Below are 26,388 nucleotides of genomic sequence, written 5' to 3'. Positions count from 1 at the left end.
CGAAAACAGCGTCCTGGAGCGACGTTCGGCGCTGGGAACGGTCCGCGCGACGGACCCGCGTCCGCGAAAAACTACTCTGGGTCGGGTGGAGGGAGCGGAGCGGACGGCGCGGGGGGTGGGAAGCGCCGCAGCCAGTCGTCGAGCGCGGCGTCGAAGCCGACGTCGCGACGGGCGCGCTCGGAGAGGTACCACTTGTGCTCGAGCAGCTGACAGTACAGCTCCGCGGGATCGGTGCCGGGGCGGGGAGCGAGCTTGCGGATCGCGGGCAACCAGCGCTCGTTGAGCCAGCGGTAGGCGGCGACGGCGAGCGCCACGCTCCGGTTCTCGCGGCGCACGAGCGTGGCGCGCAGCTCCTGGATCTCGTTCACCATGAGCGCCGCTTGCCGGTCCTCCGTCACGAGGCCGGTGAGCGCGTGCAAGAGGTCGCGGTGGTAGTCGCGGTCGGTGACCACCGCCCGCATTCGGAGGCGGCTGCCGTCGCCCGTCGCCTCCAGCTTCACCTCTCCCACCGTGAACCCGAGCGCGTTCAGCGCACGGATGCGCTCGTGGATGCGCCAGCTCTCGCCGGCGGAGATGATCTCCTCGCGCGTGATCTCGCTCCACAGCCGCTCGTAGCGGGCGCGCAGCGCAGCGCCGGTCTCGTACAGCCAGGGCGGCGGCGCGAGCCCCAGCATGGCGGCGACGTCGAGGAGGTCGCCGGTGACGTTCTCCTCCAGGATGTCCACGTCGTGGCGCCGCTGGCCGTCAGAGAGGGGCTCGTGCATCTCCGCGGTCTCGGCGTCCACCAGGTACGCGCGCAGCTCGCCCGCGTCCCTGCGGAACAGCGTGTTCGAGAGCGAGCAGTCGCCCCAGTAGAAGCCGGCGAGGTGGAGCCGGACCAGCAGCCCTGCGATCGCGTCGAGCAGGCGCGCGCGGTACGTCTCCAGCCCGGCGTTCTCGAACAGGGTTCGAAACGGCAGCGACCGGTCGAGGAACCGCGTGATGAGCACGCTCGCGTCCCCCTCGCCGGTCCGGACGTGGGCGTGCCCCGCCGCGACGACCGCCGGGAGCTCGCGGTCCTCGAGCCAGCGCAGCGCACCGTACTCCCGCTCGCCCAGCGCCGGCGGCAGCTCCTTCACGACGTACAGCGCCCGGTCGTACTGGAGGAAGAGCACGTCGTGCCGCGAGACCCCGCGCGTCACCTCCACGATCCGCGCGCACCGCTCGCCCCAGCGCGCCAGGGGGAGATCCCACGGCAGGTCGAGGAAGTCCGGGTGGCCGGGCCGGACCTGCAGGCCGACGAGCCCGGGGTGGCCGGTCATGGGACGTCCCCGGCGGCGCGCGCGGCCGCGAGCGCGTCGAGCGCCGCGATGCCCTGGCCGAGGAAGGCGTTCGCCGGCGTCGGGACCCCGTGCCGGCGGCCGAGCTCGACCACGGTGCCCGCGAAGATCTCCACCTCGGTCTTCCGGCCCGCCTCCACGTCCTGCAGCATCGAGGTCTTGCCCGCAGGCGCGAGCCCGCCGATGACCGGGAAGATCCGCTCCACGTCCGCCGGCTCGAGTCCGACGCCTTCGTGCCGGGAGACGGCGACCACCTCGAGCGCCGCCTGGCGGGCGAGCGCGCGGACCTGCTCGAGCCGGAACGCGCCGTAGGGCGCGCGGAGCAGGGCCGACACCTGGTTCACACCCACGTTCAGCATGAACTTCCACCACTGCTCGCGCCGGATGTCGGCGGCGACCTGGCACGGAATGCCGGCGCGGTCGAGCAGGTCCTTGACGGCGACGACGCGCGGGTCGGCTGGGTCGTTCGAGGGCGCGCCGAAGACGAGCCGTCCGATGTTCTGGTAGCGGACGCGCGTCCCCTCGCGCACGACGTCGTTTCCGACGAGGAAGGCCGGGAGCACCTTGTCGGCGCCGTACGCGTCGGCGAGCGTCGCCTCGCTCGAGATCCCGTTCAGGAGCGACACGATGACCGTCCGCGGACCGACCGCGGCGCGGGCATCCTCGACCGCGGCCGCGAGGTCCCCGTGCTTCACGCCGATGAGGAGGAGACCCGCCGGCGTCAGTTCGGCCGGCGCCGCCACCCGCGGCGAGAACCGCCGTCCGTTGACGGTGAGGCCCTCGCGCTGGAGCCGCTCACGGCGCCGGCCGTCCGCCACGACCGTCACGCACGCCGGATCCATGGAGTGCAGCCGCTCGACCGCGGCCGCGCCCACCGCCCCCACGCCACACACCACCACGCTCTCGATGCGCCGCATGCGTGCATGGTAACCGCGAAGGTCGCCTCGCGCGGTGCATCCTGCATGGAAGCGCGGCGCCCCGCCGCCTTCCGCGGTATCCATCGCGCCATGCGCCACGACGAGATCACCGCCTACCTCCACGAGCACATCCCGATCACGCAGGCGCTGGGCGCGCGGGTGGAGGCGTGGGACGGCAGCGCCATCCGGCTGTCGGCGCCGCTCGCGCCCAACCTGAACCACCGCGGCACGGCGTTCGGCGGCAGCCTCTCGGCGCTGGCCATCCTCGCCGGCTGGGCCGTCCTGCACCTCGCGCTGCGCGAGCGCGGCCTCGAGGTCCGGCTCGTGATCCAGCGGAGCGCGCTCGACTTCCTGGAGCCGATCGAGGGCGACTTCACCGCCTCCGCCCGGTTGCCGGCGCCCGCGCAGTGGGACCGGTTCCTCTCCACCCTCGCCCGCCACTCCCGTGCCCGCATCACCGTTGAGGGCGAGGTGGCCTGCGGCGGTCGCGCCGGCGGCCGTCACGAGGGCGTCTACGTAGCCCTCCGCGGGGCGGAGCCGGGATAGTCGGGCGTCGGCGCTCGGCCCGTCGATCGATCGATCCCCGACCCAGAGTCATTGCCTCCGAACCCAGAGTCATTCATCGACCCCGAATCGGGTATGTGTGGCCCCGGCGCGCTCAACACGCTTCCGCGGCCCTGGCGGCGGGCTGTCAGCCGGCAAACGACTCTGGGTCCGGGACCGGACCGAGACGTGGCCGGGCACCGTGTTTCCGCGGTGTTGCAACGCCGAACTTCGAGCCGGCGAATGACTCTGGGTTCGGGAAAGGCGGGGAGAGACGGGACCGTGCGCTCGGGCTACGCCCTCGCGCCGCGGCCGGGGGCGGCGCGCAGGCCGGGGGCCTCGCGGCCGGTCCGGGCGACGTACTCGGTGTACCCGCCCCCGTACGGGACGGGGCCGTCGGGCCCGAGCTCCAGCACGCGGTTCGACAGCGCCGCCAGGAACCGGCGGTCGTGCGAGACGAACAGGAGCGTCCCCTCGTAGCCGGCGAGCGCCCGCACGAGCATCTCGCGGGTGGCGGCGTCGAGGTGGTTGGTGGGCTCGTCGAGGACGAGGAAGTTGGGCGGGTCGTAGAGCAGCGTCGCGAGCACGAGGCGGGCCTTCTCGCCGCCGGAGAGCACCTTGCAGCGCTTCTCGATCTCGTCGCCGGAGAAGCCGAAGCAGCCGGCGAGCGTCCGCAGCGATCCGACCGACGCGCGCGGGAACGTCCGCTGGAGCGCGTCCCACACCGTCTCGTCCGCGCGCAGCAGCTCCATGGCGTGCTGCGCGAAGTAGCCCATCTTCACGCTGCCGCCGATGGTCACCGCCCCGGCGTCCGGCTGCGACTCGCCCGCGACCATCCGCAGGAGCGTGGACTTGCCGGCGCCGTTCGCGCCGAGCACGCACCAGCGCTCACCGCGGCGGACCAGGAAGTCGAGTCCGCCGTACACGGTCCGGTCGCCGTACCGCTTCACCACGCCGGCGAGCTTCGCCACGTCCTCGCCGGATCGCGGCGGCGGCCTGAACTCGAAGTCCACGGTGCGCCGCACCTTGGGCGGCTCGACCTTCTCGATCTTGTCGAGCTTCTTCACCCGCGACTGCACCTGCGCGGCGTGCGAGGCGCGCGCCTTGAACCGCTCGATGAACGCGAGCTCCTTCTTCAGCATGGCCTGCTGCCGGTCGAACGCGGCCTGCTGGTGCTGGTCGGCGACGGCCCGCTCGCGCTCGTACAGGTCGTAGTCGCCGGAGTAGGTGGTGAGCGTGCCGGCGTCGATCTCGATGATCTTCCCGACCACGCGGTTCATGAACTCGCGGTCGTGCGAGGTCATGAGGATGGCGCCCTCGTAGCCGCGCAGGAACTCCTCCAGCCAGATGATCGACTCGAGGTCGAGGTGGTTGGAGGGCTCGTCGAGCAGCATGGCGTCGGGCCGCATGAGCAGGATCCGCGCCAGCGCCACGCGCATCTTCCACCCGCCGGAGAGCGCGCCGACGTCGCCGTCCATCATCTCCTGCGTGAAGCCGAGGCCGGCCAGGATCTCCCGCGCCCGCGCCTCGAGCGCGTACCCGCCCAGCTCGTCGAACCGCGCCTGGACGTGGCCGAAGCGCTCCACCAGCGCCTCCATCTCGTCCGCGCGCTCCGGGTCCGCGAGCGCGTGCTCGAGCGCGTGCAGCTCGGCGGCGACCTCCGACACGGGGCCGGCGCCGTCCATGGTCTCGGCGAGCGCGGTCCGGCCGGACATCTCCCCGACGTCCTGCGAGAAGTGTCCGACGGTCACGCCGCGGTCGATGGAGACCTGGCCCTCGTCGGGCGCCTCCTCGCGCGTGATGAGGCGGAACAGGGTGGACTTGCCGGCGCCGTTCGGGCCGACGAGGCCGACCTTCTCGCCGCGATGGACGACGGCGGAGGCCTCTACGAACAGGAGCTGGTTGCCGTGCTGCTTGGAGATGGCGTCGAGGCGGATCACGAGGCGCGCGTTCTCGCACGCCGCACGCCCCGGTTCAAGCCGGCACGTCGACGGCGCGCGGGCCCTGCGCTACGGTGCCCGCCATGAGGACGGTGGTCGCGACCCGCTACGTCACCCCCTTGCGCGAGGGCGGCTCCCTGCCGGCGATCGTGGAGGGCGACGACGACGGCCTGTACGTCGTGAAGTTCCGCGGGGCGGGGCAAGGGCCGAAGGCGCTGGTGGCGGAGGTGGTCGCGGGCGCGCTCGCGGAGGCCGCCGGGCTGCGCGTGCCCGAGCGGGTGCGCGTGGTGATCGACCCGGCGCTCGGCCGCAACGAGCCGGACGGCGAGATCCGCGACCTGCTGAAGGCGAGCGCGGGCGAGAACCTCGGCCTCGACTACCTGCCCGGCAGCCTGACGTTCGACCCGGTGGCCGATCCGCCGCCGTCGCCCGCCGAGGCCTCGGAGGTGGTGTGGTTCGACGCGCTGGTGACGAACGTGGATCGCACGGTGCGCAACCCGAACCTGCTCCGGTGGCATCGCCGGCTGTGGCTCATCGACCACGGCGCCGCGCTCTACTTCCACCACGACTGGGACCGCGCCGCCGATCCGGCCCGCGCGCCGTTTCCGATGGTCGGCCAGCACGTGCTCCTGCCGTTCGCGGGCGAGCTGGCCGCGGCGGGCGACCGGCTCTCGCCCCGGCTCGCCGACGGCGCCATCGCCCGCGCGCTCGACGAGGTGCCGGACGCCTGGCTGGAGGGCGTCCCCCGCTTCGGCACGCCGGCCGCGCACCGCGCCGCGTACGTCGATCACCTGTCGCGCCGCCTGGCCGCGGCGCCCGCGTTCGTCGAGGAGGCCGAGCGTGCCCGCGCGAAGCTCGTTTGACTACGCGGTGGTCCGCGTCGTCCCGCGCGTCGAGCGGGAGGAGTTCGTGAACGCGGGCGTGGTGTTGTTCTGCCTGGAGCGCGGCTTCCTGGGCGCGCGGGTGGAGCTGGACCGCGCGCGGGTGACGGCGCTCTGCCCGCACGCCGATCTGGACGCGATCGCCGCCCACCTCGAGGCCATCCCGCGCATCTGCGCGGGCGGGCCGGACGCCGGGCCCATCGGCGCGCTGTCGGTGCGGGAGCGCTTCCACTGGCTCACCGCGCCGCGCAGCACCATGGTGCAGCTCTCCCCGGTCCACTCCGGCCTGTGCGACGACCCGGCGCGCGCGCTGGAGCGGCTCTTCGAGCGGCTGGTGCGCCCGCCCGCGCCCGCCGAGGATCCTCGCTAGCGGCGCGCCCGGCCGCCTGCGGCCCGTGCCCGCCCGCGTGCCGGCTCGGGCTCCGCCGCCGGCCCCGGGGCCACGGTCGGCCGCTCGAACCCGCGCCGCGCCCGCTCGACCCGGCCGCGCAGCGCGCAGCCGTCGAGGTGATCGTTCACGAGCCCCATCGCCTGCATGAACGCGTAGCAGGTGGTCGGGCCGACGAAGGCCCAGCCGCGCCGCTTCAGGTCGCGAGAGAGCGCCTTCGACTCCGCGGTGACGGGCTGCGCCCGGAGCGCCGCCCAGGTGACCCGCTCCGGCCGCGACGCCTTCGCCGGCTCGAACCGCCAGAAGTAGGCCGCGAGCGAGCCGGCCTCCTCGGCGAGGTCGCAGGCGCGCCGCGCGTTGTTCAGCGTGGCCTCGATCTTCCCGCGGTGGCGCACGATGCCGGCGTCGCCGAGCAGGCGCGCCACGTCGCGGGCGCCGAAGCCGGCCACCTTCTCGAAGTCGAAGCCGGCGAACGCGGCCCGGAACGCCTCGCGCTTGCGCAGGATGGTGAGCCACGACAGCCCGGACTGGAAGCCCTCCAGGCACAGCTTCTCGAACAGGCGGCGGTCGTCCGAGACGGGGAAGCCCCACTCCTCGTCGTGGTAGCGGACGTAGTCCGCGGCCGAGACGCCCCAGCCGCAGCGCGGCCGCCCGTCGGGGCCGGCGGCGAGGCCGTCGTCGAGCGCGTGAGCGTGCTGGGGCATCGGGTCCTCCCGCGCCGGTGCGGCGGCGGCGCCGTGCGCGGAACCTGCCGGCCCGCGGGGGCGGCGTCAAGGCGCCGGCAGGGACCCGGAAATGACTCTGGGTCGGGGGGGAAGGCGGCGCGGCGTCGAGGCGTCCGGCAGAGGCCCGAAAATGACTCTGGGTCGGGGAAGGGGGGTAGGGGAAGGGCCGGGGCCGGGTCGGGGAGGGGAGGCGGGAGGAAATGACTCTGGGAACGGGAGGAGGAGGAGGGGCGGGCCGGGCGGCGGCCGCGTGTCGCACCGGGCGCGGGCGGCGCGCTCCCCCGGGGCGCGGCGGGCCGGTGTATACAGGCCGCGGGCAAGGAGGCGGCGTGGATCCGCAGCAGCAGAAGGAGCAGCACACGCCGCACGTGGTGATCGTGGGCGGGGGGTTCGCCGGGCTGTACGCGGCGCGCGAGCTGGCCGGCGCGCGGGTCCGCATCACGCTGGTGGACCGCCGCAACCACCACCTGTTCCAGCCGCTCCTCTACCAGGTGGCCACCGCCGCGCTGAGCCCCGCCGACATCGCCGAGCCCATCCGCCACGTGCTCTCGCGCCAGCGCAACGTGCGGACGCTGCTCGCCGAGGCGGCGGCGATCGAGCCGGAGCAGCGCCGGCTTCGCCTCGCCGACGGCTACGCGCTCGACTACGACTACCTGGTCGTCGCGGCCGGCGCGACGCACTCCTACTTCGGCCACGACGAGTGGGCCCGCTTCGCGCCGGGCCTGAAGACGCTCGAGGACGCGCTCGAGATCCGGCGCCGCGTGCTCACCGCCTTCGAGCGCGCCGAGGCGGATCCGGATCGGCAGCGGCGCGAGGCGCTGCTCACGTTCGTGGTGGTGGGCGGCGGGCCCACCGGCGTCGAGCTGGCCGGGGCGCTGGCCGAGATCGCGCGCTTCACCATCCCTCGCGACTTCCGCACCGTCTCCACCGAGCGCGCGCGCGTGATCCTGATCGAGGGGAGCGAGCGCGTGCTGCCGGCCCTGCCGCCCAGCCTCTCGGCGGCGGCCCAGCGCGATCTGGAGCGGCTCGGCGTGCAGGTGTGGACCGGCAAGCGGGTGACCGGCATCGACCCGCGCGGCGTGCAGGTGGGCGAGGAGCGGGTGGCGGCGCGGACGGTGCTCTGGGCCGCGGGCGTGGCCGGGGCCCCGCTGGCGCGGACGCTGGGCGTGCCGCTCGACCCGGCCGGCCGCGTCCCGGTGAACGCGGATCTGACGGTGCCGGGCCACGAGGAGATCTACGTCGTGGGTGACCTGGCGCTGGCCCGCGACAAGCACGGCGCCGCCATCCCGGGCGTCGCCCCGGCCGCCATCCAGCAGGGCCGCCACGCCGGGCGCAACCTGCTCGCGACGCTGCGCGGCCGGCCGCGCAAGCCGTTCGCCTACTTCGACAAGGGCGTCATGGCGACGGTGGGGCGCGGGCACGCGGTGGCCGGCTTCTGGCGCATCCGCATCAGCGGCTACCTGGCCTGGCTCGCCTGGCTGTTCATCCACATCTGGTTCCTCATCGACTTCCGGAACCGCGCCTCGGTGCTGTTCCAGTGGTTCTGGCACTACCTCACGTTCAAGCGCGGGGCGCGGCTCATCCTCGAGACGCCGGAGGAGATCCGCTTCCGCGCCGTCGCGGGCGTGGCCCCGCCGGACGTGGACGCCTGGCCGCCGAACGAGAGCGACGCGGAGCGCCCGCGGGACTGAGCGCGCCGCCGGCCGGCCGGCGCGACCAGGGGTGGCCGGTCTCGCGCCTCAGGGCCGCGCGTGCGCGTGCCGCCGCGCGCGCAGCCGGACGCCGTCCGTCTCGACGCCGTAGTCGGTCAGCGCCGAGACGACCAGGATCCCCACGCCGGACGCGAGGAACAGCCCGTCGGCCGGGGCGGTGAGCAGGCCGAGGAACACGAGCAGCCCGGCCCAGCCGGCCGCCTCGACCGCGCCGTGCGCCCAGAACGGGATCACGCGCAGGGCGCCGGGGGCGTAGCCGGTGAGGAGCGACATGGCGAGGTGCGCGCCGCCGACCGCGTACGCGATGACCGCGGGGCCGGTGGGCAGTCCGAGCACGGAGGGGGCCACGACGAGCACCGCTCCGAGCAGGTAATCGAGGATGCCGTGGATCGTGGGCGAGATGAGCTGCGCAGTCATGATCGAGCCCTCGTCTCATGACGGTGGACACTCGGTCCGGGCGATGCCCCGCCGCACGGACGCCCCGGGTGCGTGCGGGCGCGGGCCGCGGTGGCGCGGCGCCGGACCGTGCTGCGCCGGCGTCTCGACAGGCCGGGGCGCGGCGGGTCCACGCGGGCCGCAGGGGGCGTTGGCCACCGGATCGAGGGATCCCACCGTCACTCGAAGTCCGGATTGACGGCTTTTCGATCCTGACCCAAAAGTGCCCGACCTTCCTCTACAATGCCGCCGCGCCGCACCGCCGCGGCCGCACCTTCCGGAGATCCTGTGACCGACACGGAAAAGCGAAACCTGGTCGCGCAGTGGGCGTTCGACACCCGGCCCGTGCTCCTCCGCTTCCACCTCTGGCTGGAGGACGTCGAGGTGGAGCGCGCGCAGAGCGAGCCGGTCTCGGCCTTCTCCTTCACGCCGCGCGGCATCGCGCGCTGCCTGGCCATGACCTCGGCCGCCACCGCGCTCGGCACGCGGCTGTTCGGCGACTACGGCGGCGGCGCGGGCAAGGACAAGTCCACCTACAACCAGGTGAAGAAGGGCGCCGACGCCATCAGCGCCTACGTGATGAGCGAGGGGCTCTGGCACCTCACCCGCACGCTCCCCGAGAACCACGCCATCATGGTGTCGCTGGGCGAGGGGCTCATGCCGAAGGCCGGCGAGACGCCGGAGATGGGCGCGAACCCGCTGCTCGGCTTCGGGCGCGTGTACGCCCGGCCCGAGGTGGCGCGGCTGGTCGATCGCGCGGTGCGCCGCCTGCTCAACGACCCCTCGCACTCGTTCGTGGACTTCTACGCCTGGCTGCAGAAGCGCGGCATCACGGTGTGGGGCGCCGCGGTGGACACGCTCGAGAACACCTCGCGCTTCGCCGAGGGGAAGCCCACCGGGCCGATGGCGGTGTTCCACCTGTTCGACTCGCCGCTGACCATGTCGCGGCCGTACGAGTCGTACATGGGCAGCCTCACCGTGCCGCGCGCGGTGGCGCAGTCGGCCGAGCGCGCCTCGGTGCTGCTCGACTACCGCACCCCGCGCCGCCAGGTCGTCGAGGCGATCGAGGCGACGTACCCCGGCATCCGCCGCGAGAACGTCCACGTGTGGACGCTGCGCGGGAAGAGCCGCGTGGCCCGGCTCGGGAAGCTGTGGGAGGAGTGGAAGTCGCTCGGCGTGGATCTCGTCGAGGACGGCTGGAAGGCGCCGTCCGGCGTGGAGGTGTTCACCGACTCGGGCACCTACGCGCCGACGTTCCTGGTGGGGAGCTGGAAGGACGCCGAGGGCGCGACGCACGTGTTCCTCACCGACGGCTACGCCGCGACCGCCGAGGCGGTCCAGGCGGCCAGCCTCTCGGAGGTGCTCGACGTCGAGACCACCATGGCGCCGTTCTCGCCGTCGTTCGAGCTGCCCTGCGACGCCGAGGGGCGGATCATGCAGCTCGACCCGGCCGCGCCGGACTTCGGGCGCAAGCTCGCCGAGGTGTTCGGCGGGCGCGAGCTCGAGGTGGGCAAGGTCGAGAGCTACGCGGAGGCCATCCGCGAGGCGGAGTCCTCCAACATGCCGCTCGGGCGGCGGGTGCTGCGCGCGGCCGACTTCCTGCCGGAGAAGAGCTGGCGCGTGCTCGCGAGCACCGGGTACATGTGCGACGACCCGTACACCGGGAGCCCGGGCGTCACGAAGGTGCGCGACGGCGTCTACCGGGTCACCACCCGGCTCGCCACGCACAACGCGTCCGCGGAGATCGCGTTCACGTTCCGGCTGATGGAACCCCTCGAGCAGGCGCGGCACGTCTTCAGCCCGCTGCTGGTGCGCTTCATGTCCGGGGTGGACCACACGCAGCGGCCGGTGAAGATCTCCGACTCGGGCCGGATCCGGAACGAGCTGCAGACCATGTTCTCGCAGGCGCTCGAGCACGATCGCGAGAAGATCCGCGTCCACTTCGACCGCGTGGACGAGAAGGTGGTGCCGCGCCACAAGCAGGAGGCGGTCCGCCGCGTGCTCGAGTGGTACAAGGCGAACCACCCGGTGTGGTTCTCCTGGCTCGAGCTGGGGTGAGCCGCCGACGTGCGGCGGGCGCGGAAGCGCTCGCCGCCGCTCCGTCGCCCGGAGCGCTCGCCCCGGCGCCCGCCGTCCGGGCGCCCGCCGCCGCTGCGAAGCCGCCCGCCGCTCCCCACCGTGAGGGAGCGCGGCGGGTTCGCCGCGGGCGGAGGCGATCATGATGGGGCGGCGATGGGCGATCTGGGCGACCCTCTCGGCGGGCGTGCTGCTCGCGTCCGGCGCGCGGGCGCAGGGGGAGCGCGCGCAGCAGGACGGCCGCGGGCCGGCGAGCGGCGAGCGCGCGCAGCGCCCCGCCGACCCGAAGGCCGGCGCGAAGGCCGCGAAGCCCGGCGCCAAGGCCGGTTCCAAGCCCGGCGCGAGGCAGGCGCCGCGCGCGAAGGGCGGCGAGGCGGCCGGAACGCCGGGCGCGCGCAAGGCCGTCCCGCAGCAGCGCAGCGCGCAGGAGCTCCGGCGTGCGGTGCACGGACCGCGGGGCGGGACCGGGGCCGAGCGCGGCACGACCGCGGGCGGGCAGGTGGGCGCCGCGTCCGGCGCGAGCGCCGAGAGCCCGGTGGAGCCGCCCGCGCCGCCGACGGAGGGCCAGGTGGAGTCGCACGCGGGGGGCGGCACGTCGTCCGGCGGCGACACCGCCACGGGCGGCTGGTCGGGGACCTCGAACCCCGATCCCACCCAGGATGGGCGCTGAGCGGCCACCGGGCCGGTGATCAGCGCCGGCGGAGCACGGTGCTGGTCCAGCTCGTGCCCTGGCGCTCCGGCCCGGTCTCCGGCTTCACCTCGCCGGCCTCGATGGCGCGCGCGAGATCGGCGCGCTCCGCGGGCGTGAGGTCCGGCGAGACGACCTCCACCAGCCGGACCCCGCCGCGCGGGCCGGGCGAGAGCCGCACCACCACGCGCTCGGCGCCGGTCAGCAGGCGCTCGTCCAGCGGCAGGGACCGCAGCGCCGGATCCTGCTCCGGGCGGGCGAGGGCGGTCCGGCGCTCCGGCAGCGGCGCGGTGGCGGCCGGCGGGCCGGCGCACGCGAGGGCGGAGGCGAGGAGCAGGGTCGCGCCGCGGGCGGCGCGGCCGGCCGCGAGGAGCCGGGCGCGGACGGTGGCCATGGCGGCATCCTACACCCGCGGGAAGCGCGGCCGGGCGCCGCGCCCCGGAACGCCGGGTTCACCCCCGGTGTGGAGGGCGCGGCCGCCGCAGCGCGCGCCGGACGCGCGAGGCTGCGTGCGCCTCGGGCGCCGGCGAGGGGCTACTCGCGGGCGAGGCCGCTCGCCGTGAGCGCCACCGCGTCGCCCACGCGGAACGGCGCGTAGCCCTGGTACACGTAGCGCTCCACGCCGCCGTCCTCGTAGCGCACGAACACCTCGTAGCTGCGGTACTCGGCGTTCGAGCCCTGGCTGGCCGCCGCGCCGATCATGGCGCCGCCGACCGCGCCGACGACCGCGCCGCCCGCGCTCGCGTGCGTGTGCGCGTAGCCGTAGCGGTCGTAGTGCGTGTGGCCGCCGAGGGCGCTGCCGAGCAGGCCGCCGATCACCGCGCCGGCCACGGCGCCGGCGCCGGGGTTGCCCTGCTGCTTCTGGACCACCTCGCGGATCGACTCGACGCGGCCGTAGCGGACCCAGTCGCCGCCATTGCCGTACGGGTCTCCCCAGGTACGCGTGGTGGTGGTCGTCGTCACGCAGGCGGGGAGGAGCAGCGTCGGGACCAGCGCGAGGGCGAGCAGGGCGGGCTTCTTCATGGAGCGTCTCCGGGCCGGGCCGGCGTGCGGGCGCCGGGCATCCACCTCCCGGGTTTGCATGCGCCGCACCACCCACGGTCCGCCCGGGCCCCCAGTGGAACCGAGCACTTACGTGCCCCGTCCCCCGACCCAGAGTCGTTTGGCGCCCCCGGAGGGCGTGAATCCACGGCACGCCGTGGCGTGCCCCGCCCGGTGCACGACTCCAGGTCCGGAACGGCGAACGACTCTGGGTCGGGAGCGGGTCAGGTCCGGAACGGCAAACGACTCTGGGTCGGGAGCGGGGACGCGCCTCAGTGCACCGGCGCGCCCAGGTTGGCGACCGGCTGCACCTGCTCGCAGCGCATCCACTCGGCGGTGTCGAGCAGGACCGAGTCCATGTAGGTGCCGGCGGGCATGAGCAGCCGCGGCGCGTGGGCGAGCGTGGCGTCCACGAAGATCGGCACGCCGAACAGGCCGAGCGGCGGCTCGGCGCCGGGGTCGCACGGGCGGAAGTGCTCCGCGAGCTCGTGCTCGGGGACCAGCTCGGCGGCGGCGCCCGTCGCCTCCTCGAGCACGCCGAGCCGGACCTTCTCGGCGGCCGACACCACCGCGAGCGCGTACCGGCCGTCGAGCCGCACCACCACCGCCTTCGCGACGCGGTGGCCGGAGATGTGCTCGGTGGCGGCGAGGTCCTGCGCGGACATGGCGAAGGGGTGCGTGTGCAGCTCGTACCCCCGGTGATGCTCCTTCAGGTGCGCCTCGATCATCATCGGGATCATGACCGTTCGCTCCCGTCTCGAGAGATGGCTACGCCACGATCGTGCCCCCGTTGCCAGGTCGCGGCGCGCCCGCTTCTGAGGGCGAGGGTGGGTCTTCGGGGTTGCCGCGGGCGGGCGTGCCCACGGGGCGCGCGGCGCAGCGCTCAGGCCGCGGCGGGCCGCTCAGCCCGCGGCGGGCCGCGGCGCCGCCGGCGCGGCCTGGCACAGCCGGCCGGAGAGGCGCTGCAGCGCGTCCACGAGCGTCTCGAGCGGCTGCTCGCCGACCAGGCGCTGCACCTCGCGGCCGGCGCCGTCGAGCGCGAGGAACGTGGGCACCGCCACCACCCGGTGCGCCCGCGCCAGCGCCGCGCCCTCGGGCGTCTCCACCGTGTGCCGCTCCACCCGCGCCCCCGGGCAGCCGTGCTCCGCGGCCGCCACCACCGGCTCCATCCGCCGGCACACCGGGCAGCTCCGGCTCACGATCTCCACCAGCGCCGGGCCGTGCCGCGGCGCGAGCTGCGCGGGGGCCGCGCCGGCGGCGTCGGGCACGGCGACCGCGCAGGCGGCCGAGGACGCGTCGGTGCAGACCGCGGGCTCGCCGGCCGCGTCGGGCTTGGCGGCCGCGACGGATGGCGTCGAGGGGACCGCCGGAACCGCGGGAACGCCCGCCGCGACCTGCTCCGCCGGCGCGCCGCCGCCGGCCCGCGGCATGAGCAGCATGAGCCGGTCGGACGCGAGCAGGATCCCGGCGCCGACCAGCAGCAGCCCGGTCGCCTTCTCGAGCCGCGGCAGCTGCCGCTTCAGCCGGTCGAGCCAGCCGAGCGCGCGGCCCGCGAACACCGCCGTGAGGACGAGCGGCGTCACCAGCCCCGCCGCGTACGTGCCGAGGTAGAGCGCGCCGCGGGCCGGGCTCGCGCCGGCGGACGCGGTCCAGGTGAGCACCGAGCCGAGGACCGGGCCGACGCAGGGGGTCCAGCCGAGCGCGAACGCGCCGCCGAACGCGAACGACGCGGCGAGCGAGCCGCCGGGCCGCACGCGCGCCAGCCACGGCCGCCGCTCCACGTCGAGCGCGGGCAGCCGGAGCACGCCGAGCACCTTCAGGCCGAGCGCGACGACCAGCGCGCCGGACACGGCGAGCAGCGCGTCCCGGTGCGCCGAGAGCGCCTCGCCCGCCGCGCTCGCGCCGGCGCCGAGCGCCACGAACACCGCGGCGAGGCCGAGCGAGAACGCGATCGCCGACGGGACCAGCCCGCGCGGGCGCTCGCCCCGGCGGAGCGCGTCCACCGAGGCGCCGCCCAGCAGCGACAGGTAGACCGGGACCAGCGGGAGGACGCAGGGGGACGCGAAGGTGAGGATCCCGGCGCCGAACAGGCCGGGCAGATCGAAGCCCATCGATGGATTCTCCCCGGGCGCGGGCCCGGCGTCACGGGGCCGATGTGGGAGGCCCCGGCCGCCCGCGAGCGCGGGCCGGCGCACCCCCGGACACGGCCGGGCGCCCGGAAAGTTCCCGGAACGACGCGCCCCGGCGGGCCCGCCGCCTCTCGCCGGGAACCTTTTCGCGGTTTCGCGTGTCTCACCCACCGGTGCCCGGCGGCTTCCTCCAGCGTGCGCTCGCGCAGGTCCCGTTCCTCCGCCGGAACGGGCGCCGCCTCGCGCGCAACGCCGCCGACGCGGACGACCTGGTGCAGGAGACGCTGGTGCGCGCGCTGGAGCGCCAGGCGGAGCTGCGCGACCCGGCCCGCCTGCGCGGCTGGCTCGGCACGCTGCAGCGCTCCATCCACCTGAACGCGGTGCGCGGGCTGCGGCCGCGGCTGGAGGTGCTGGAGGGCGGGCGCGCCGCGGAGGCGACGCCGGACGCCGCCCCCACCGCCGAGGAGGCGCTGCTGGCCCGCGCGCTCGGCGACGGGCTCGCGGCGGCGCTCGGCGCGCTCCCGCCGGAGTGGCGCGAGGCGCTGTGGCTGCGCGAGGTGGAGGAGCTGTCGTACCAGGAGATCGCGCGGGTGCAGGGGTGCCCGGTGGGCACGGTGCGCTCGCGCCTGGCGCGGGCGCGGCGGGAGCTCGCCGGCCGCCTGCGCGCGGAGGACCGCCATGTCGGCCTGTAGCCCGGAGTGGAACGAGCGGGTCTCGGCCTGGCTCGACGGCGAGGTGGAGCGGATGGAGCGGGTGCGGGTGGAGGCCCACCTCGCCGGCTGCCCGGGCTGCGCGGCGGCGGCGGCGGCCTTCGGGCGCCTCGGCGCGGCGCTCCGGCGCGGCGCGGGCCTGGCCCGGGCGCAGCATGGCCTGCCGGCCCGGCGACGGGTCCGGCCGGCCCTCCGCGCGGCGGCGCTCGCGGCGGGGCTCGCGCTCGTGGCGGGCGGGGTCGCCGGCGGCGCCTGGCTGGCGGGGCGGGGCGGGGTGGGGCTGGACCGCGGCCTCGCCTCCGACGCGGAGCGCACGCACCTGCGCTCGTTCTCCCGCGCCTCGCCGTGCGAGTTCGAGTCGCGCGACGCGGGCGCGGTGGCCTCCTGGCTGGAGGGCGCGCTGGGCTTCTCGGTCCCGGTGCCGGATCTGCCCGGCGCGACGCTGCTGGGCGCGCGGCGGTGCGCGCTGGGCGGGCAGCCGGCCGCGCACCTCCTGTACCGGGTGGGCGAGCGCGCGCTCACCGTGCTCGTGCCAGGGGCCGGCTCGCCGGCGTCGGCGGCGGTGGAGCGCGTGTCGCGCGGCGGCGCGAGCTGCACCGCGGGGCCGCTCGGCGAGCGGATCTGCGCGGTGCCGCTGGGGCGGCCGGCGCTGGCGGTGTCGGAGCTGGACCCGCCGGCGCTCCTGGCGCTGTTCGACGCGCCGCGCGGCTGACCGGGGACCGCCCGCGGTTCGACCGGCTCACCGCGAGCGGATTTCCGGGAACCCGCGAGCGCTTCGGGCGAGCGCCGCGGCCCGATCGGATCTACAACGTCGGGCCGTGCGCGCCTCCCCCTCCGTCCGGTTCATCGTGATCGTGCTCGCCGTCGCGGCCGGCGCCAGCGTGGGCAACCTGTACCTGCTGCAGCCGCTCCTGCCCGAGGTGGCGCGCGCGTTCTCGACCTCGCCGCGGGCGGTCGGGCTGGTCTCGATGCTGACGCAGGTCGGCTACGGCGCGGGCATGTTCCTGTTCGTGCCGCTCGGCGACGTGGTGGAGCGGCGCCGGCTCATGCTGGCGCTGCTCGGCGCGGTCGCGGTGGCGCTGCTCGGGGTGGCCGCCGCGCCGACGCTGCCGGTGCTGGCGGGCGCGTCGCTGGCGGTCGGGATGACGACGGTGGTGCCGCAGCTGGCGCTTCCGCTCGCCGCGCACGTGGCGCCGGCGGAGGAGCGCGGCCGCGCGGTGGGCGCGGTGATGGGCGGGCTGCTGGTGGGCATCCTGCTCGCGCGCACCGCGAGCGGCTTCCTGGGCGCGCACCTGGGGTGGCGCGCGGTGTACGTGGTCGCGGCGGCGCTGATGCTGGCGCTGGCGGCGGCGCTCCGGGCGCTGCTCCCGCGCAGCGAACCGGACGCGTCCATGCCGTACCCGGCGCTGCTCCGGTCGATGCTCGACATCGCGCGCGAGGAGCCGGTGCTGCGCGAGGCGGCGGCGCTCGGCGCGCTCGGGTTCGCGGCGTTCAGCGTGTTCTGGAGCACGCTCGCGTTCCAGCTCGAGGCGCGGCACGGGCTCGGGCCGGACGTGGCCGGGCTGTTCGGGGTGCTGGGTGCGGCGGGCGCCCTGGCGGCCCCGGTGCTGGGCCGGCTCGCCGACCGGACCAGCCCGCGCGCGAACGCCGGGATCTCGATCGTGGTGGCGCTGGCCGGGTTCGCGGTGTTCGCCGCGAGCGGGAGCGTCCCCGCGCTGGTCGCGGGGGTGCTGCTCCTCGACGTGGGGGTGCAGGGCAACCACGTCTCCAACCTGGCGCGCGTGCACGCCCGGCGGCCGGAGGCGCGCAGCCGCATGAACACCATCTACATGGTGACCTACTTCGCCGGCGGCGCGCTCGGGACCGCGGTGGGCACCTGGGCGTGGACGGCCCGCGGCTGGGCCGGCGTGTGCGCGGCGGGCGCGGCGTTCCTCGCGGCGGCGCTGGCCATCTGGGCGCTCGGGCTGCGGCGCGCTCCCGTCGCGGCGCGCGACGGATCCGGCGGCAACCCGGCCCGGGGGGATTAGAATGCGCCCCGTGAGCCAGCCCATCCGCGTGTTCGTCACCGGCGGTACCTTCGACAAGGAGTACGACGAGCTGTCCGGTCGGCTCTACTTCAAGGACACGCACCTGCCGGAGATGCTGCGGCTGGCGCGCTGCCGCCTCGAGGTGAGCGTCCGGAACCTCATGATGGTGGACAGCCTCGACATGACCGACGGCGACCGGCGGATCATCGTGGAGAGCTGCCGCGCCGCCGCCGAGGATCGAATCGTCGTGACCCACGGCACCGACACCATGGCCGAGACGGCGCGGGCGCTCCTCGCCGCCGGTCTGGGCAAGACGGTGGTGCTCACCGGCGCGATGATCCCGTACGCGTTCGGCAGCTCCGATGGCCTGTTCAACCTCGGCAGCGCGCTCTCGTTCGTGCAGGTGCTGCCGCCGGGCGTCTACGTGGCCATGAACGGCCGCGTGTTCGCGGGCGACAAGGTTCGCAAGAACCGGCAAACCGGGATCTTCGAGGACCTCGCCTAGGCCCGGCCGGCCACCGGATCCGACCGCCGCGCGCGCTGCTCCGGCGCGCCGCACCCGCGTCGGCCTGGAGCTTCTCCCCGCTGCGTCGGCGCGTCGCGCCCGCGCGGTGCGGGCTGTGCCCTGGCGTGGTGTCGCGCAACCCGGGGGCGCCGTGGTCGTCCGAGGTGGGTGAAGGTCGTTATCCGGAAATTCAGGGCCTGAGACGAGCGTTCCCCGGGCCCGAGTGTTCAAGGTTGCGACCGCCAGCCCGGTTGCTGGCGTCGCTCCCCTGGTCATCGAAGGAGGTTCGTACATGAAGCTTCAGGGTCTTCGCATCGCGCTCGCTGGCGCGCTCGCGCTCGGCCTCGCCGCGTGCGGCTCGTCCAGCAGCAACGACGCTCCCGCCCGGATCAACGTCCGGCTGGTGGACGCGCCCGGCGACTACGTGCAGCTGTTCCTCGACGTCCGCGAGGTGCAGATCAACGGACCGGACGGCTGGCAGACGCTGGGCACCTGGTCCGGCGGCCCCATCGACCTGCTCACGCTCACCAACGGCGTGAGCCAGACGCTGGCCGAGAACGCACCCATCGCGGCGGGCCACTACGGGCAGATGCGCCTGCTGCTCGGGCCGGACAACACCGTGGTGGTGGACGGCATCGCCGAGCCGCAGCCGCTCAAGGTGCCCTCGGGCATGCAGTCGGGCGTGAAGCTCACCGTCAACTTCGACGTCGAGCCCGGCACCACCAAGGACGTCTTCATCGACTTCGACGCCCACAAGTCCATCTTCGTCCACCGCGCCGGCAACTCCGACCAGTACATCCTGCGGCCGGTGGTGCGCGCGTTCGACCAGGTGGTCACCGGCACCATCTCCGGCACGGTCACCGCGGGCGGTACGGCGGTGGCGGGCGCCACGGTGCTCGTCGAGACGGTCGAGGGCGGCGCGCCGAGCGTGGTCCGCTCCACCGTGACCGGCGCCGACGGCAAGTACGCGGTCGGCCTGCTGCCGGTCGCCGCCACCTACTACGTGGTCACGCAGCCGGTGGTCGGCGGCACCGTCTACCAGGCCTTCGCGAGCGGCCCCATCGAGCTCACCGCGGCCGCACCGCTGCCCACGCAGGACATCGCGCTCACGGTGGCCGCCGAGCACGGCGGCATCAACGGCACGGTGACGCCCATCGCGACCGACACGCAGCGCGACCTGCTGGCGATCATCCAGCCGTTCGGGGCGACGCCGGTGAACCTGATCGTCCGCGAGGTCACCCCGGTGGTGGCCGCGACCGAGACGTTCGCGGCGCCCGACCTGCCCACCGGCGCGTACTCGCTGGTGCTCACGCGCGACACGTTCGACGCGAACGGCGACCAGACCGGCCACGCGGTGGCCGCGCCGGTGGCCGCGACCGTGACGAACGGCGCTACGGCCAACGTGGCGCTCACCGCGCCGTAGCCGCGCCGGACCGGATCCCGGGGCGCAGCCCCGGGGATCGGGAGGGGAGACGGCCCCGCTGCCCATCGCCGGGCGGCGGGGCCGTGCCTTTCCGGCCACGCCCTACTGCGCGGTGTAGCCGCCGTCCACCACCGCCGCCGACCCGGTGACCCCGGCGGCGCGATCGCTCGCCAGGAACAGCGCGTAGTCGGCCACCTCGCGCGGCGAGAGCAGCCGCCGCTGCGGGACGAGCGGGTAGATGACGTCCTCCAGCACGCGCTCCAGCGGCACGCCGCGGGTGCGGGCCAGGTCGGCGAGCTGGTTGCGCACGAGCGGCGTGTCCACGTAGCCCGGGCAGAGCGCGTTCACGGTGATGCCGTCGGCGGCGCCCTCCAGGGCGGCCACCTTGGTGAGCCCGAGCAGCCCGTGCTTCGCGCTGTTGTAGGCCGCCTTGCCGGCGAAGCCGACGAGGCCGTTCACCGACGCCACGTTCACGACGCGCCCGTGCCGCTGCCGGCGCATGACCGGGAACGCGTGCTTGGTGGCGAGGAACGGCCCGACCAGCATCACCCGCAGCAGCAGCTCGAACCTCTCGGTGGGGAACGCGTCGAGCGGCGCCACGTGCTGCAGCCCGGCGTTGTTCACGAGCACGTCGAGCCGCCCGTGCGCGGCGAGCACCGCGGCGACCGCCCGCTCCACGTCCGCCTCGCGGGTGACGTCGCAGCCGATGCCCTGCGCCACGAGCCCCTGGGCCGCCAGCGCGGCGGCGGCCTGCCCGGCGCCCGCGGCGTCGAGGTCGGCCAGCACCACCCGGGCGCCCTCCCGCGCGAGCTGCTCCGCGATCTCGCGGCCGATGCCGCTCGCCGCGCCGGTGACCAGCGCGGCCCGCCCGTCCAGCCCAGCGCTCATGGCTTCCCTCCGGTGAACGACCGCCGCACCAGCGCGCGGACCTCGCCCACGATCCCGCGGCGGAACGCGACCACGCAGGCGACGAACACCGCGCCGGTGATCACCGTCACCCACGAGCCGGTGTCGGCAAGGTAGTTCTCGAGCGCCACCACCAGCAGCGCCCCCACCGAAGGCCCGAGCACCGTGCCCATGCCGCCGAGCAGGGTCATGAGCACCACCTCGCCCGACCGGTGCCAGTGCACGTCGGAGAGCGAGGCGAACTGGAGCACCACCGCCTTCAGCCCGCCCGCCAGGCCGGAGACGCCGGCCGAGAGCACGAACGCGAGCAGCTTGTAGCGGGCCACGTCGTAGCCGAGCGAGACCGCGCGCGGCTCGTTCTCGCGGATGGCGCGGAGCACGTGGCCGAACGGGGAGTGGATGGCGCGGTGGAGCAGCCAGAAGCCGGCGAGGAACGCGGCGTACACGAACCAGTAGGCGGTGCGCGGGTCGTCGAGCGGGAGCAGCCCGAGCGCGCGGCCGCGCGGGATGCCCTGCAGCCCGTCCTCGCCGCCGGTCCAGGGCAGCTGGACCACCAGGAAGTACACGAGCTGCGCGAAGCCCAGCGTGATCATCGCGAAGTAGATGCCGGAGCGCCGGATGGCGAGCGCCCCGAACGCGAGGCCCAGCGCGGCGGCGAGCGCGGTGCCGAGCAGCACCGCCACCTCCGGCGGCAGCCCCCAGCTCCGCAGCGCCCAGCCGGTGGCGTAGGCGGACGCGCCCAGGAACGCGGCGTGGCCGAAGGAGAGCAGCCCGGTGTAGCCGAGCAGCAGGTTGAAAGCGCTCGCGAACAGCGCCAGGCAGAGCACGTTCATGGCGAAGACCGGGTACACCACGAACGGCGCGGCCAGCCCCGCGGCGAGCAGGGCCAGCCAGCCCCAGGTGACGAGCCGCCCGGGCATCTAGCGCTCCCTCCCGAAGAGGCCGGCGGGGCGCACCAGCAGCACGAGCGCCATCACCACGAACACCACCACGCTGGAGGCGGGCGGGTACCAGAAGCGCGTCAGGCCCTCGAGCAGCCCGACGCCGAGGCCGGTGACGATGGCGCCGCCGATCGACCCCATGCCGCCGATCACCACCACCGCGAACACCACCATGATGACGCTCGACCCCATGAGCGGCGTCACCTGGTACACCGGCGCGGCCACCACGCCGGCGAACGCGGCGAGCGCCGCGCCGAAGCCGTAGGTGAGCGTGAACATGAGCGGCACGTTCACCCCGAACGCCTGCAGCAGCTTCGGGTTCTCCGTGCCGGCGCGCAGGTACGCGCCCAGCTTGGTCCGCTCGATGACGAACCAGCAGGCGAGGCACACCGCCAGCGACAGCCCCACCGCCCAGGCGCGGTACAGCGGCAGGAACATGAAGCCGAGGTTCACGCCGCCGCGCAGCCAGCCCGGCACCGGGTAGGCGAAGCCGGAGTTGCCGTAGGCGTGGTGGAACAGCCCCTCCGCGATGAGCGTGAGGCCGAACGTGAGCAGCAGGCCGTAGAGCGGATCCAGCCCCTGCAGGCGGCGCAGCAGCGTCCGCTCGACGGCCATGCCGACGAGGCCCACCGCGAGCGGCGCGAGCAGGAGCGCCCAGCCGTAGGGGACGCCCAGGTACGTGAGCCCCATCCACGCGGCGAAGGCGCCCATCATGTACTGCGCGCCGTGGGCGAAGTTCACCACGTCGAGCAGGCCGAAGATGACCGCGAGGCCCAGCGAGAGGAGCGCGTAGAACGCGCCGTTGATGAGGCCGAGGAAGAGCTGGCCGAAGAGCGCCTGGGTCATGGGGGACGGGGCCCGGCGCGCGCCGCCGGCGGGCGGCGCGCGCCGGGCGCGCGGGGCTACCTCTTCGCCAGCGGGCAGGCCTGGGCCTCGACCGAGGGGAACGCCTCGGCGGCCGGGATGGTCTTCACGATCTGGTAGTAGTCCCAGGGCTGCTTCGAGTCCTTCGGCGCCTTCACGCGGGCGAGGTACATGTCGTGGCGCAGCAGCCCGTCGGGCCCGATGCGCGCGTTCTTCGCGAAGAAGTCGTTCACCGGCGTCTCGCGCATCTTCGCCATCACCGCGTCGGCGTCGTCGGTGCCGGCCGCCTGCACCGCCTTCAGGTAGTGCATGACCGACGAGTACACGCCGGCTTGGACCATGGTCGGCATCTTCCCGTGCTTCTGGAAGAAGCGCCGCGACCACTTGCGCGTCTCGTCGTTCAGGTCCCAGTAGAACGCGGTGGTGAGGTACATGCCCTTGGCCGCCTCGAGCCCGAGGCTGTGCACGTCGGTGATGAACACGAGCAGGCCGGCCAGGCTCTGCTTCGGCGTGACGCCGAACTCCTCGGCCTGGCGGATGGAGTTCACGGTGTCCGCGCCGGCGTTCGCGAGGCCGACGATCTTCGCGCCGGAGCCCTGCGCCTGCAGCAGGTAGCTGGAGAAGTCGGTGGTGCCGGGGGAGGGGTAGCGCGCGGCGCCGAGCACCTTGCCGCCGGCCGCCTTCACCACCTTGGTGGTGTCCTCCTCCAGCGACTTCCCGAAGATGTAGTCGGCGGTCAGGAAGAACCAGGAGTCGCCGCCCTGCTTCACCACCTCGCGGCCGGTGCCGTTCGCGAGCGCCCAGTTGTTGTAGGTGTAGTGCACGTTGTACCGGGTGCACTTCTCGCCGGTGAACGCGGTGGTGCCCGGGCCGGAGAGCAGCGTGATGCGCTTCTTCTCCGCCGCGACCGGCATCACCGCGCCGGCGGTGGACGAGGAGACCAGGTCCACGATGGCGTCCACCTGGCCCTCGTCGATCCACTTGCGCGCGATGTTGGAGGCGACGTCGGCCTTGAGCTGGTGGTCGGCGGAGACGAGCTCGACGGGCTTGCCGAGGACCTTGCCGCCGAAGTCCTCCACGGCCATCCGCGCCGCCACCACCGAGCCGGGGCCGGCCAGGTCGGCGTAGTAGCCGGTCATGTCGGTGAGGACGCCGAGCTTGACCTTGCCGTCGGAGAGCTTCTCCGCGGCGGGGGCGGGCGCCGCGCCGGCGGCGAGGCCGGCGGCGACGAGGGCGAGGGCGAACCGGTGCATGCTTCCTCCCATCCGTGTGTGCGGGCGTCAGACGCCCAGGAACCGCTGCAGCGACTCCATCCGTGACTCCAGCTCGGCGCGCGCCACCTCGCCGACCACCCGGCCGCGCTCGACGAGCAGGTGCCGGTCGGCGAGCGGCGCGACGAAGCGGAAGTTCTGCTCCACCAGCACCAGCGTGAACCCGTGGTCCTTCAGGGCGCGGACCGCCCGCCCCAGCGCCTGGACGATCACCGGGGCGAGCCCCTCGGTGATCTCGTCGAGCAGCAGCAGGCGCGCGCCGGTGCGCAGGATCCGGGCGAGCGCCAGCATCTGCTGCTCGCCGCCGGAGAGGCGCGAGCCGGGGCTCCTCCGGCGCTCCCACAGGTTCGGGAACATCTCGTAGATGCGCTCGAGCGGCATGCCGCCGCTGCGCACCTCGGGGAGCAGCGTGAGGTTCTCCTCGGCGGTGAGGCGCGCGAAGATCCCGCGCTCCTCCGGGCAGTAGCCGACGCCCAGGTGCACGATCCGGTGCGTGGGCATGCGGACGGTCTCGCGCCCGTTCACCACCACCGACCCGCTGCGGCGGCCGGTGAGCCCCAGGATGGCCTTCAGCGTGGTGGTGCGGCCCGAGCCGTTCCGGCCGAGCAGCGTGACCACCTCCCCGGCGGCGACCGCGAGGTCCACGCCGTGGAGCACGTGCGACTCGCCGTAGAACGCGTGCAGGCCGGAGACGCGCAGCATCTCGCCGGCCGGCGCCGGGGCGGGGAAGGGCGTCGTCACGGGGACGCCCCGATGTACGCCTCGAGCACCGCGGGATCGCGCGAGACCTCGTCGTAGGACCCCTCGGCGAGCACGCTCCCGCGCGCCAGCACCGTGACGCGGTCGGCGAGGTCGCGCACCACCGAGAGGTTGTGCTCGACCAGCACCACCGTGCGCCCGGCGGCCACCTGGCGGATGAGGCCGACCACGCGCCCGACGTCCTCGTGGCCCATGCCCTGCGTCGGCTCGTCGAGCAGCATCACCTCCGGCTCGAGCGCGAGCGTGGTGGCGATCTCCAGCGCGCGCTTGCGGCCATAGGGCAGCTCGACGGTGGTGACCTGCTCCTGCCCTTCCAGCCCCACCGCCGCGAGCAGCTCGCGCGCGCGCGCGTCGAGGACCGAGAGCGAGCGCTCCGGGCGCCAGAAGTGGAACGAGGTGCCGAGCCCGCGCTGCAGCGCCACGCGCACGTTCTCGAGCGCGGTCAGGTCCGGGAACACCGCCGAGACCTGGAACGAGCGGACCAGCCCGCGGCGCGCGATCTCGGCGGGGCGGGCCCGGGTGATGTCCTCGCCGCGGAACAGGATGCTGCCGCGGGTCGCGGGGAGGAAGCGGGTGAGCAGGTTGAAGACGGTGGTCTTGCCCGCGCCGTTCGGCCCGATGAGCGCGTGGATGCTGCCGCGCGCGACGCGCAGCGAGACGCCGTTCACCGCCACGAACCCCTGGAACGCCTTCACCAGCTCCCGCGTCTCCAGGATCGTCTCGCCGTCCATACGCCTCCGCCGCACCCGGGGAAGGCTCCATTAAGCAGGACGATACGGCCTGTCGAGGTGTGCCACCCCGTGAAGGACGCGCTCGGCGTGAACGGATCGACCCGCACGGAGCGTCATCGCGGCCCGGGAGGGATCGCGCAGCGCGTCGAGGCGCGCGCGCCACCGCCTCCCGACCCCGCCGCCTCCCGACCCAGAGTCGTTTCGCCCCGACCCAGAGTCGTTTCGCCCCGACCCAGAGTCGTTGGGGCGGCCGAGGCGCTCAGGGCAGCGCGGGGGCCAGGGGACCGCCGATGGCGTGCCCGGCCGCGGTCTCGTCGAGGATGGGGAAGAACACCGCCTCCTCGAGCTCGAAGTGCGCGAGCACCACGCCGAGCAGCCGGTCGGTGTGGCGGACGAACCCGGCCGCGTCCTCGGGAGCGCCGGCGCGCCGGGCGAGCTCGGCCATCCAGCGGTGGATGATGTCGTGCTCGTAGCGCATGGAGGCGCTGAACGCGCGCGGCCCCTCGCAGGCGAACTTGTCCACCACCGGGTGGAGCGTCCGCTCCTCCCACTCCAGGTGGCCGCGCAGGCAGCGGTCGAGCCCGGCGACCACCTCGCGCATCGTCGCGGCGCGCGCCGCGGGCGGGCCGGAGGTGACCGCGCCCGCCTTCTCCGCCACCTCCTGCAGCCGCGCCCGGATCCCCGCGCGCGTGGCGCGCAGGGCGTCGGTGGCGCGGGCCATCAGCCCCGCGCCTCGGCGGTCGCGCGCCCGGCGAAGCGCGGCATGAGCACGTGGTTCTCGAGGTGGACGTGGCGGAGCACGTCGGTCTCGAGCGTCTCCAGCTCGCTCATGAGCACGCGGTAGCTGCGGCAGCCCCACTCCGGCACGGTGAAGCCCTCGGAGAGCGCGCGGATCCGCTCGAGCAGCGCGCCGACCTGGAGGTGGTCGCTCATCATTCCCTCGAGCTCCTTGCGGAGGATCTCGCGGTCCGGGGCCGGCGAGAGGAGCGCGGGGAACAGCACCGCCTCCTCGTGGTCGAGGTGCGGCTCGAGCGCGGCGGCCAGCTCCAGGTACGCGTCGCGCACGCCGAACAGGCGCGGGTTGTGGTCCCCGTGCACGCTCGCGACCTTGTGCGCGAGCGGCTCGAGGAACGGCAGGGTCCGGCGCAGGTAGGCGTGGTGGCGGTCCACGATGCGGGCGACGAGCGCGAAGGTGGAGAGCGCGCGGGGATCCTCGTCGCCGTCCGCCTGGGGGAGCGCGGCGTCCAGCTCGGCGAACACGGCGTCGGGGTCGAGGGCGCGCGGGCGGCAGGCCTCGGCCACGCTGACGTTCCCGTGGCAGCAGAAGTCGATGCGGTGCTTCTGGAAGACGCGGGCGGTGACGGCGTGGGCGGTGACGATCTCGGCGACGGTGGCGTTGCGGTCGATGGCGGGCATGTTCGTTCGTTTCTCCTCGGGGGAGCCCAGAGCACGGGCCG

At 74.8% G+C, this 26,388-nt stretch carries 28 protein-coding genes; 11 read left to right on the top strand and 17 right to left on the bottom strand.

The window, feature by feature from the left end; translation table 11 throughout:
• Nucleotides 1–71: 71 nt before the first annotated feature.
• On the bottom strand, nt 72–1,301 hold the full coding sequence (locus tag ADEH_RS11195; protein WP_011421212.1) for a DUF4032 domain-containing protein: 1,230 nt from the start codon (nt 1,299–1,301) through the stop codon (nt 72–74).
• Complete coding sequence (locus ADEH_RS11190; protein WP_011421211.1) at nt 1,298–2,236, bottom strand: ketopantoate reductase family protein; 939 nt, start codon at nt 2,234–2,236, stop codon at nt 1,298–1,300. The genes ADEH_RS11195 and ADEH_RS11190 overlap by 4 nt, the downstream gene beginning before the upstream one ends.
• 90 nt (nt 2,237–2,326) lie before the next feature.
• On the opposite strand from ADEH_RS11190, the gene ADEH_RS11185 reads away from it, so the two are divergent.
• Nucleotides 2,327–2,782 (top strand): thioesterase domain-containing protein, encoded by a 456-nt coding sequence (locus ADEH_RS11185; RefSeq protein ID WP_011421210.1) that lies wholly within the window; start codon nt 2,327–2,329, stop codon nt 2,780–2,782.
• A gap of 290 nt (nt 2,783–3,072) precedes the next feature.
• Here the strand turns inward: ADEH_RS11185 and ADEH_RS11180 are convergent, their stop codons facing one another.
• A complete protein-coding gene (locus ADEH_RS11180; RefSeq protein WP_011421209.1) occupies nt 3,073–4,719 on the bottom strand; it encodes an ABC-F family ATP-binding cassette domain-containing protein in 1,647 nt (548 codons plus the stop codon).
• Nucleotides 4,720–4,802: 83 nt separating this feature from the next.
• Here ADEH_RS11180 and ADEH_RS11175 point away from each other — a divergent pair, with 83 nt between their 5' ends.
• Both ADEH_RS11175 and ADEH_RS11170 read left to right on the top strand, forming a co-directional pair.
• Nucleotides 4,803–5,582 carry a HipA family kinase gene (locus ADEH_RS11175; RefSeq protein WP_011421208.1) on the top strand — a complete coding sequence of 260 codons (780 nt, stop codon included), beginning with the start codon at nt 4,803–4,805 and terminating at the stop codon, nt 5,580–5,582.
• Nucleotides 5,560–5,970: a DUF3037 domain-containing protein gene (locus tag ADEH_RS11170; RefSeq protein ID WP_011421207.1), complete on the top strand. Its 411-nt coding sequence runs from the start codon at nt 5,560–5,562 to the stop codon at nt 5,968–5,970. The genes ADEH_RS11175 and ADEH_RS11170 overlap by 23 nt, the downstream gene beginning before the upstream one ends.
• Here ADEH_RS11170 and ADEH_RS11165 read toward each other — a convergent pair.
• Nucleotides 5,967–6,692 (bottom strand): DNA-3-methyladenine glycosylase I, encoded by a 726-nt coding sequence (locus tag ADEH_RS11165; protein WP_011421206.1) that lies wholly within the window; start codon nt 6,690–6,692, stop codon nt 5,967–5,969. The two genes, ADEH_RS11170 and ADEH_RS11165, sit on opposite strands and share 4 nt — an antisense overlap.
• A gap of 350 nt (nt 6,693–7,042) precedes the next feature.
• Here ADEH_RS11165 and ADEH_RS11160 point away from each other — a divergent pair, with 350 nt between their 5' ends.
• A complete protein-coding gene (locus ADEH_RS11160; protein ID WP_011421205.1) occupies nt 7,043–8,404 on the top strand; it encodes an NAD(P)/FAD-dependent oxidoreductase in 1,362 nt (453 codons plus the stop codon).
• Between the two features lie 48 nt (nt 8,405–8,452).
• Here ADEH_RS11160 and ADEH_RS11155 read toward each other — a convergent pair whose 3' ends face one another.
• The gene (locus ADEH_RS11155; protein WP_011421204.1) at nt 8,453–8,842 is read right to left on the bottom strand and encodes a hypothetical protein; all 390 of its coding nucleotides are present in this window, start codon (nt 8,840–8,842) and stop codon (nt 8,453–8,455) included.
• Between the two features lie 306 nt (nt 8,843–9,148).
• Here ADEH_RS11155 and ADEH_RS11150 point away from each other — a divergent pair, with 306 nt between their 5' ends.
• Nucleotides 9,149–10,918, top strand: coding sequence for a hypothetical protein (locus tag ADEH_RS11150; protein WP_011421203.1), 1,770 nt, complete (start codon nt 9,149–9,151; stop codon nt 10,916–10,918).
• A 160-nt stretch (nt 10,919–11,078) separates the two neighbouring features.
• Entirely contained in the window at nt 11,079–11,606 is a 528-nt protein-coding gene (locus ADEH_RS11145) for a hypothetical protein (protein WP_011421202.1), read from the top strand.
• 19 nt (nt 11,607–11,625) lie between these two features.
• Here ADEH_RS11145 and ADEH_RS11140 read toward each other — a convergent pair whose 3' ends face one another.
• The 4 genes from ADEH_RS11140 to ADEH_RS11125 all read right to left on the bottom strand — a co-directional run bounded on the left by ADEH_RS11140 (nt 11,626) and on the right by ADEH_RS11125 (nt 14,776).
• Nucleotides 11,626–12,018: a hypothetical protein gene (locus tag ADEH_RS11140; protein WP_011421201.1), complete on the bottom strand. Its 393-nt coding sequence runs from the start codon at nt 12,016–12,018 to the stop codon at nt 11,626–11,628.
• A 140-nt stretch (nt 12,019–12,158) separates the two neighbouring features.
• Nucleotides 12,159–12,647 carry a membrane protein gene (locus tag ADEH_RS11135; RefSeq protein ID WP_041453497.1) on the bottom strand — a complete coding sequence of 163 codons (489 nt, stop codon included), beginning with the start codon at nt 12,645–12,647 and terminating at the stop codon, nt 12,159–12,161.
• Nucleotides 12,648–12,937: 290 nt separating this feature from the next.
• Entirely contained in the window at nt 12,938–13,405 is a 468-nt protein-coding gene (locus ADEH_RS11130) for an aminoacyl-tRNA deacylase (protein WP_011421199.1), read from the bottom strand.
• Between the two features lie 162 nt (nt 13,406–13,567).
• Nucleotides 13,568–14,776, bottom strand: a complete 1,209-nt coding sequence (locus tag ADEH_RS11125; protein WP_011421198.1) for a cytochrome c biogenesis protein CcdA — start codon at nt 14,774–14,776, stop codon at nt 13,568–13,570.
• 176 nt (nt 14,777–14,952) lie between these two features.
• Here ADEH_RS11125 and ADEH_RS11120 point away from each other — a divergent pair, with 176 nt between their 5' ends.
• The 5 genes from ADEH_RS11120 (at nt 14,953) to ADEH_RS11100 (ending at nt 19,459) form a co-directional block, all read left to right on the top strand.
• Complete coding sequence (locus tag ADEH_RS11120) at nt 14,953–15,486, top strand: RNA polymerase sigma factor (protein WP_232287479.1); 534 nt, start codon at nt 14,953–14,955, stop codon at nt 15,484–15,486.
• Complete coding sequence (locus ADEH_RS11115; protein ID WP_011421196.1) at nt 15,473–16,216, top strand: zf-HC2 domain-containing protein; 744 nt, start codon at nt 15,473–15,475, stop codon at nt 16,214–16,216. Before ADEH_RS11120 ends, ADEH_RS11115 begins: the two co-directional genes overlap by 14 nt.
• Nucleotides 16,217–16,322: 106 nt before the next feature.
• Nucleotides 16,323–17,531: an MFS transporter gene (locus ADEH_RS11110; protein WP_011421195.1), complete on the top strand. Its 1,209-nt coding sequence runs from the start codon at nt 16,323–16,325 to the stop codon at nt 17,529–17,531.
• 1 nt (nt 17,532) lies between these two features.
• Nucleotides 17,533–18,036, top strand: a complete 504-nt coding sequence (locus ADEH_RS11105; protein ID WP_011421194.1) for an asparaginase — start codon at nt 17,533–17,535, stop codon at nt 18,034–18,036.
• Nucleotides 18,037–18,328: 292 nt separating this feature from the next.
• The gene (locus ADEH_RS11100) at nt 18,329–19,459 is read left to right on the top strand and encodes a DUF4382 domain-containing protein (protein WP_011421193.1); all 1,131 of its coding nucleotides are present in this window, start codon (nt 18,329–18,331) and stop codon (nt 19,457–19,459) included.
• A 102-nt stretch (nt 19,460–19,561) separates the two neighbouring features.
• On the opposite strand, the gene ADEH_RS11095 is transcribed toward ADEH_RS11100, so the two are convergent.
• From ADEH_RS11095 to ric, 8 genes are all read right to left on the bottom strand, one after another.
• Nucleotides 19,562–20,347, bottom strand: coding sequence for a 3-hydroxybutyrate dehydrogenase (locus ADEH_RS11095; protein ID WP_011421192.1), 786 nt, complete (start codon nt 20,345–20,347; stop codon nt 19,562–19,564).
• Complete coding sequence (locus ADEH_RS11090) at nt 20,344–21,285, bottom strand: branched-chain amino acid ABC transporter permease (RefSeq protein WP_011421191.1); 942 nt, start codon at nt 21,283–21,285, stop codon at nt 20,344–20,346. Before ADEH_RS11090 ends, ADEH_RS11095 begins: the two co-directional genes overlap by 4 nt.
• Entirely contained in the window at nt 21,286–22,152 is an 867-nt protein-coding gene (locus ADEH_RS11085; protein WP_011421190.1) for a branched-chain amino acid ABC transporter permease, read from the bottom strand.
• A gap of 56 nt (nt 22,153–22,208) precedes the next feature.
• Nucleotides 22,209–23,423, bottom strand: coding sequence for an ABC transporter substrate-binding protein (locus ADEH_RS11080; protein WP_011421189.1), 1,215 nt, complete (start codon nt 23,421–23,423; stop codon nt 22,209–22,211).
• A gap of 27 nt (nt 23,424–23,450) precedes the next feature.
• Nucleotides 23,451–24,143 carry an ABC transporter ATP-binding protein gene (locus ADEH_RS11075; RefSeq protein ID WP_420042224.1) on the bottom strand — a complete coding sequence of 231 codons (693 nt, stop codon included), beginning with the start codon at nt 24,141–24,143 and terminating at the stop codon, nt 23,451–23,453.
• Nucleotides 24,144–24,178: 35 nt separating this feature from the next.
• A complete protein-coding gene (locus tag ADEH_RS11070; RefSeq protein ID WP_011421187.1) occupies nt 24,179–24,931 on the bottom strand; it encodes an ABC transporter ATP-binding protein in 753 nt (250 codons plus the stop codon).
• Between the two features lie 259 nt (nt 24,932–25,190).
• Nucleotides 25,191–25,652, bottom strand: coding sequence for a hemerythrin domain-containing protein (locus ADEH_RS11065; RefSeq protein ID WP_041453495.1), 462 nt, complete (start codon nt 25,650–25,652; stop codon nt 25,191–25,193).
• A complete protein-coding gene (gene ric, locus ADEH_RS11060) occupies nt 25,652–26,347 on the bottom strand; it encodes an iron-sulfur cluster repair di-iron protein (RefSeq protein WP_011421185.1) in 696 nt (231 codons plus the stop codon). The genes ADEH_RS11065 and ric overlap by 1 nt, the downstream gene beginning before the upstream one ends.
• Nucleotides 26,348–26,388: the final 41 nt, after the last annotated feature.

The organism is Anaeromyxobacter dehalogenans 2CP-C (assembly GCF_000013385.1).
Classification (GTDB): Bacteria; Myxococcota; Myxococcia; order Myxococcales; family Anaeromyxobacteraceae; genus Anaeromyxobacter; species Anaeromyxobacter dehalogenans_B.
The sequence above is the reverse complement of the archived record's forward strand: the minus strand, read 5'-3'. Positions and strand labels throughout refer to the sequence as shown.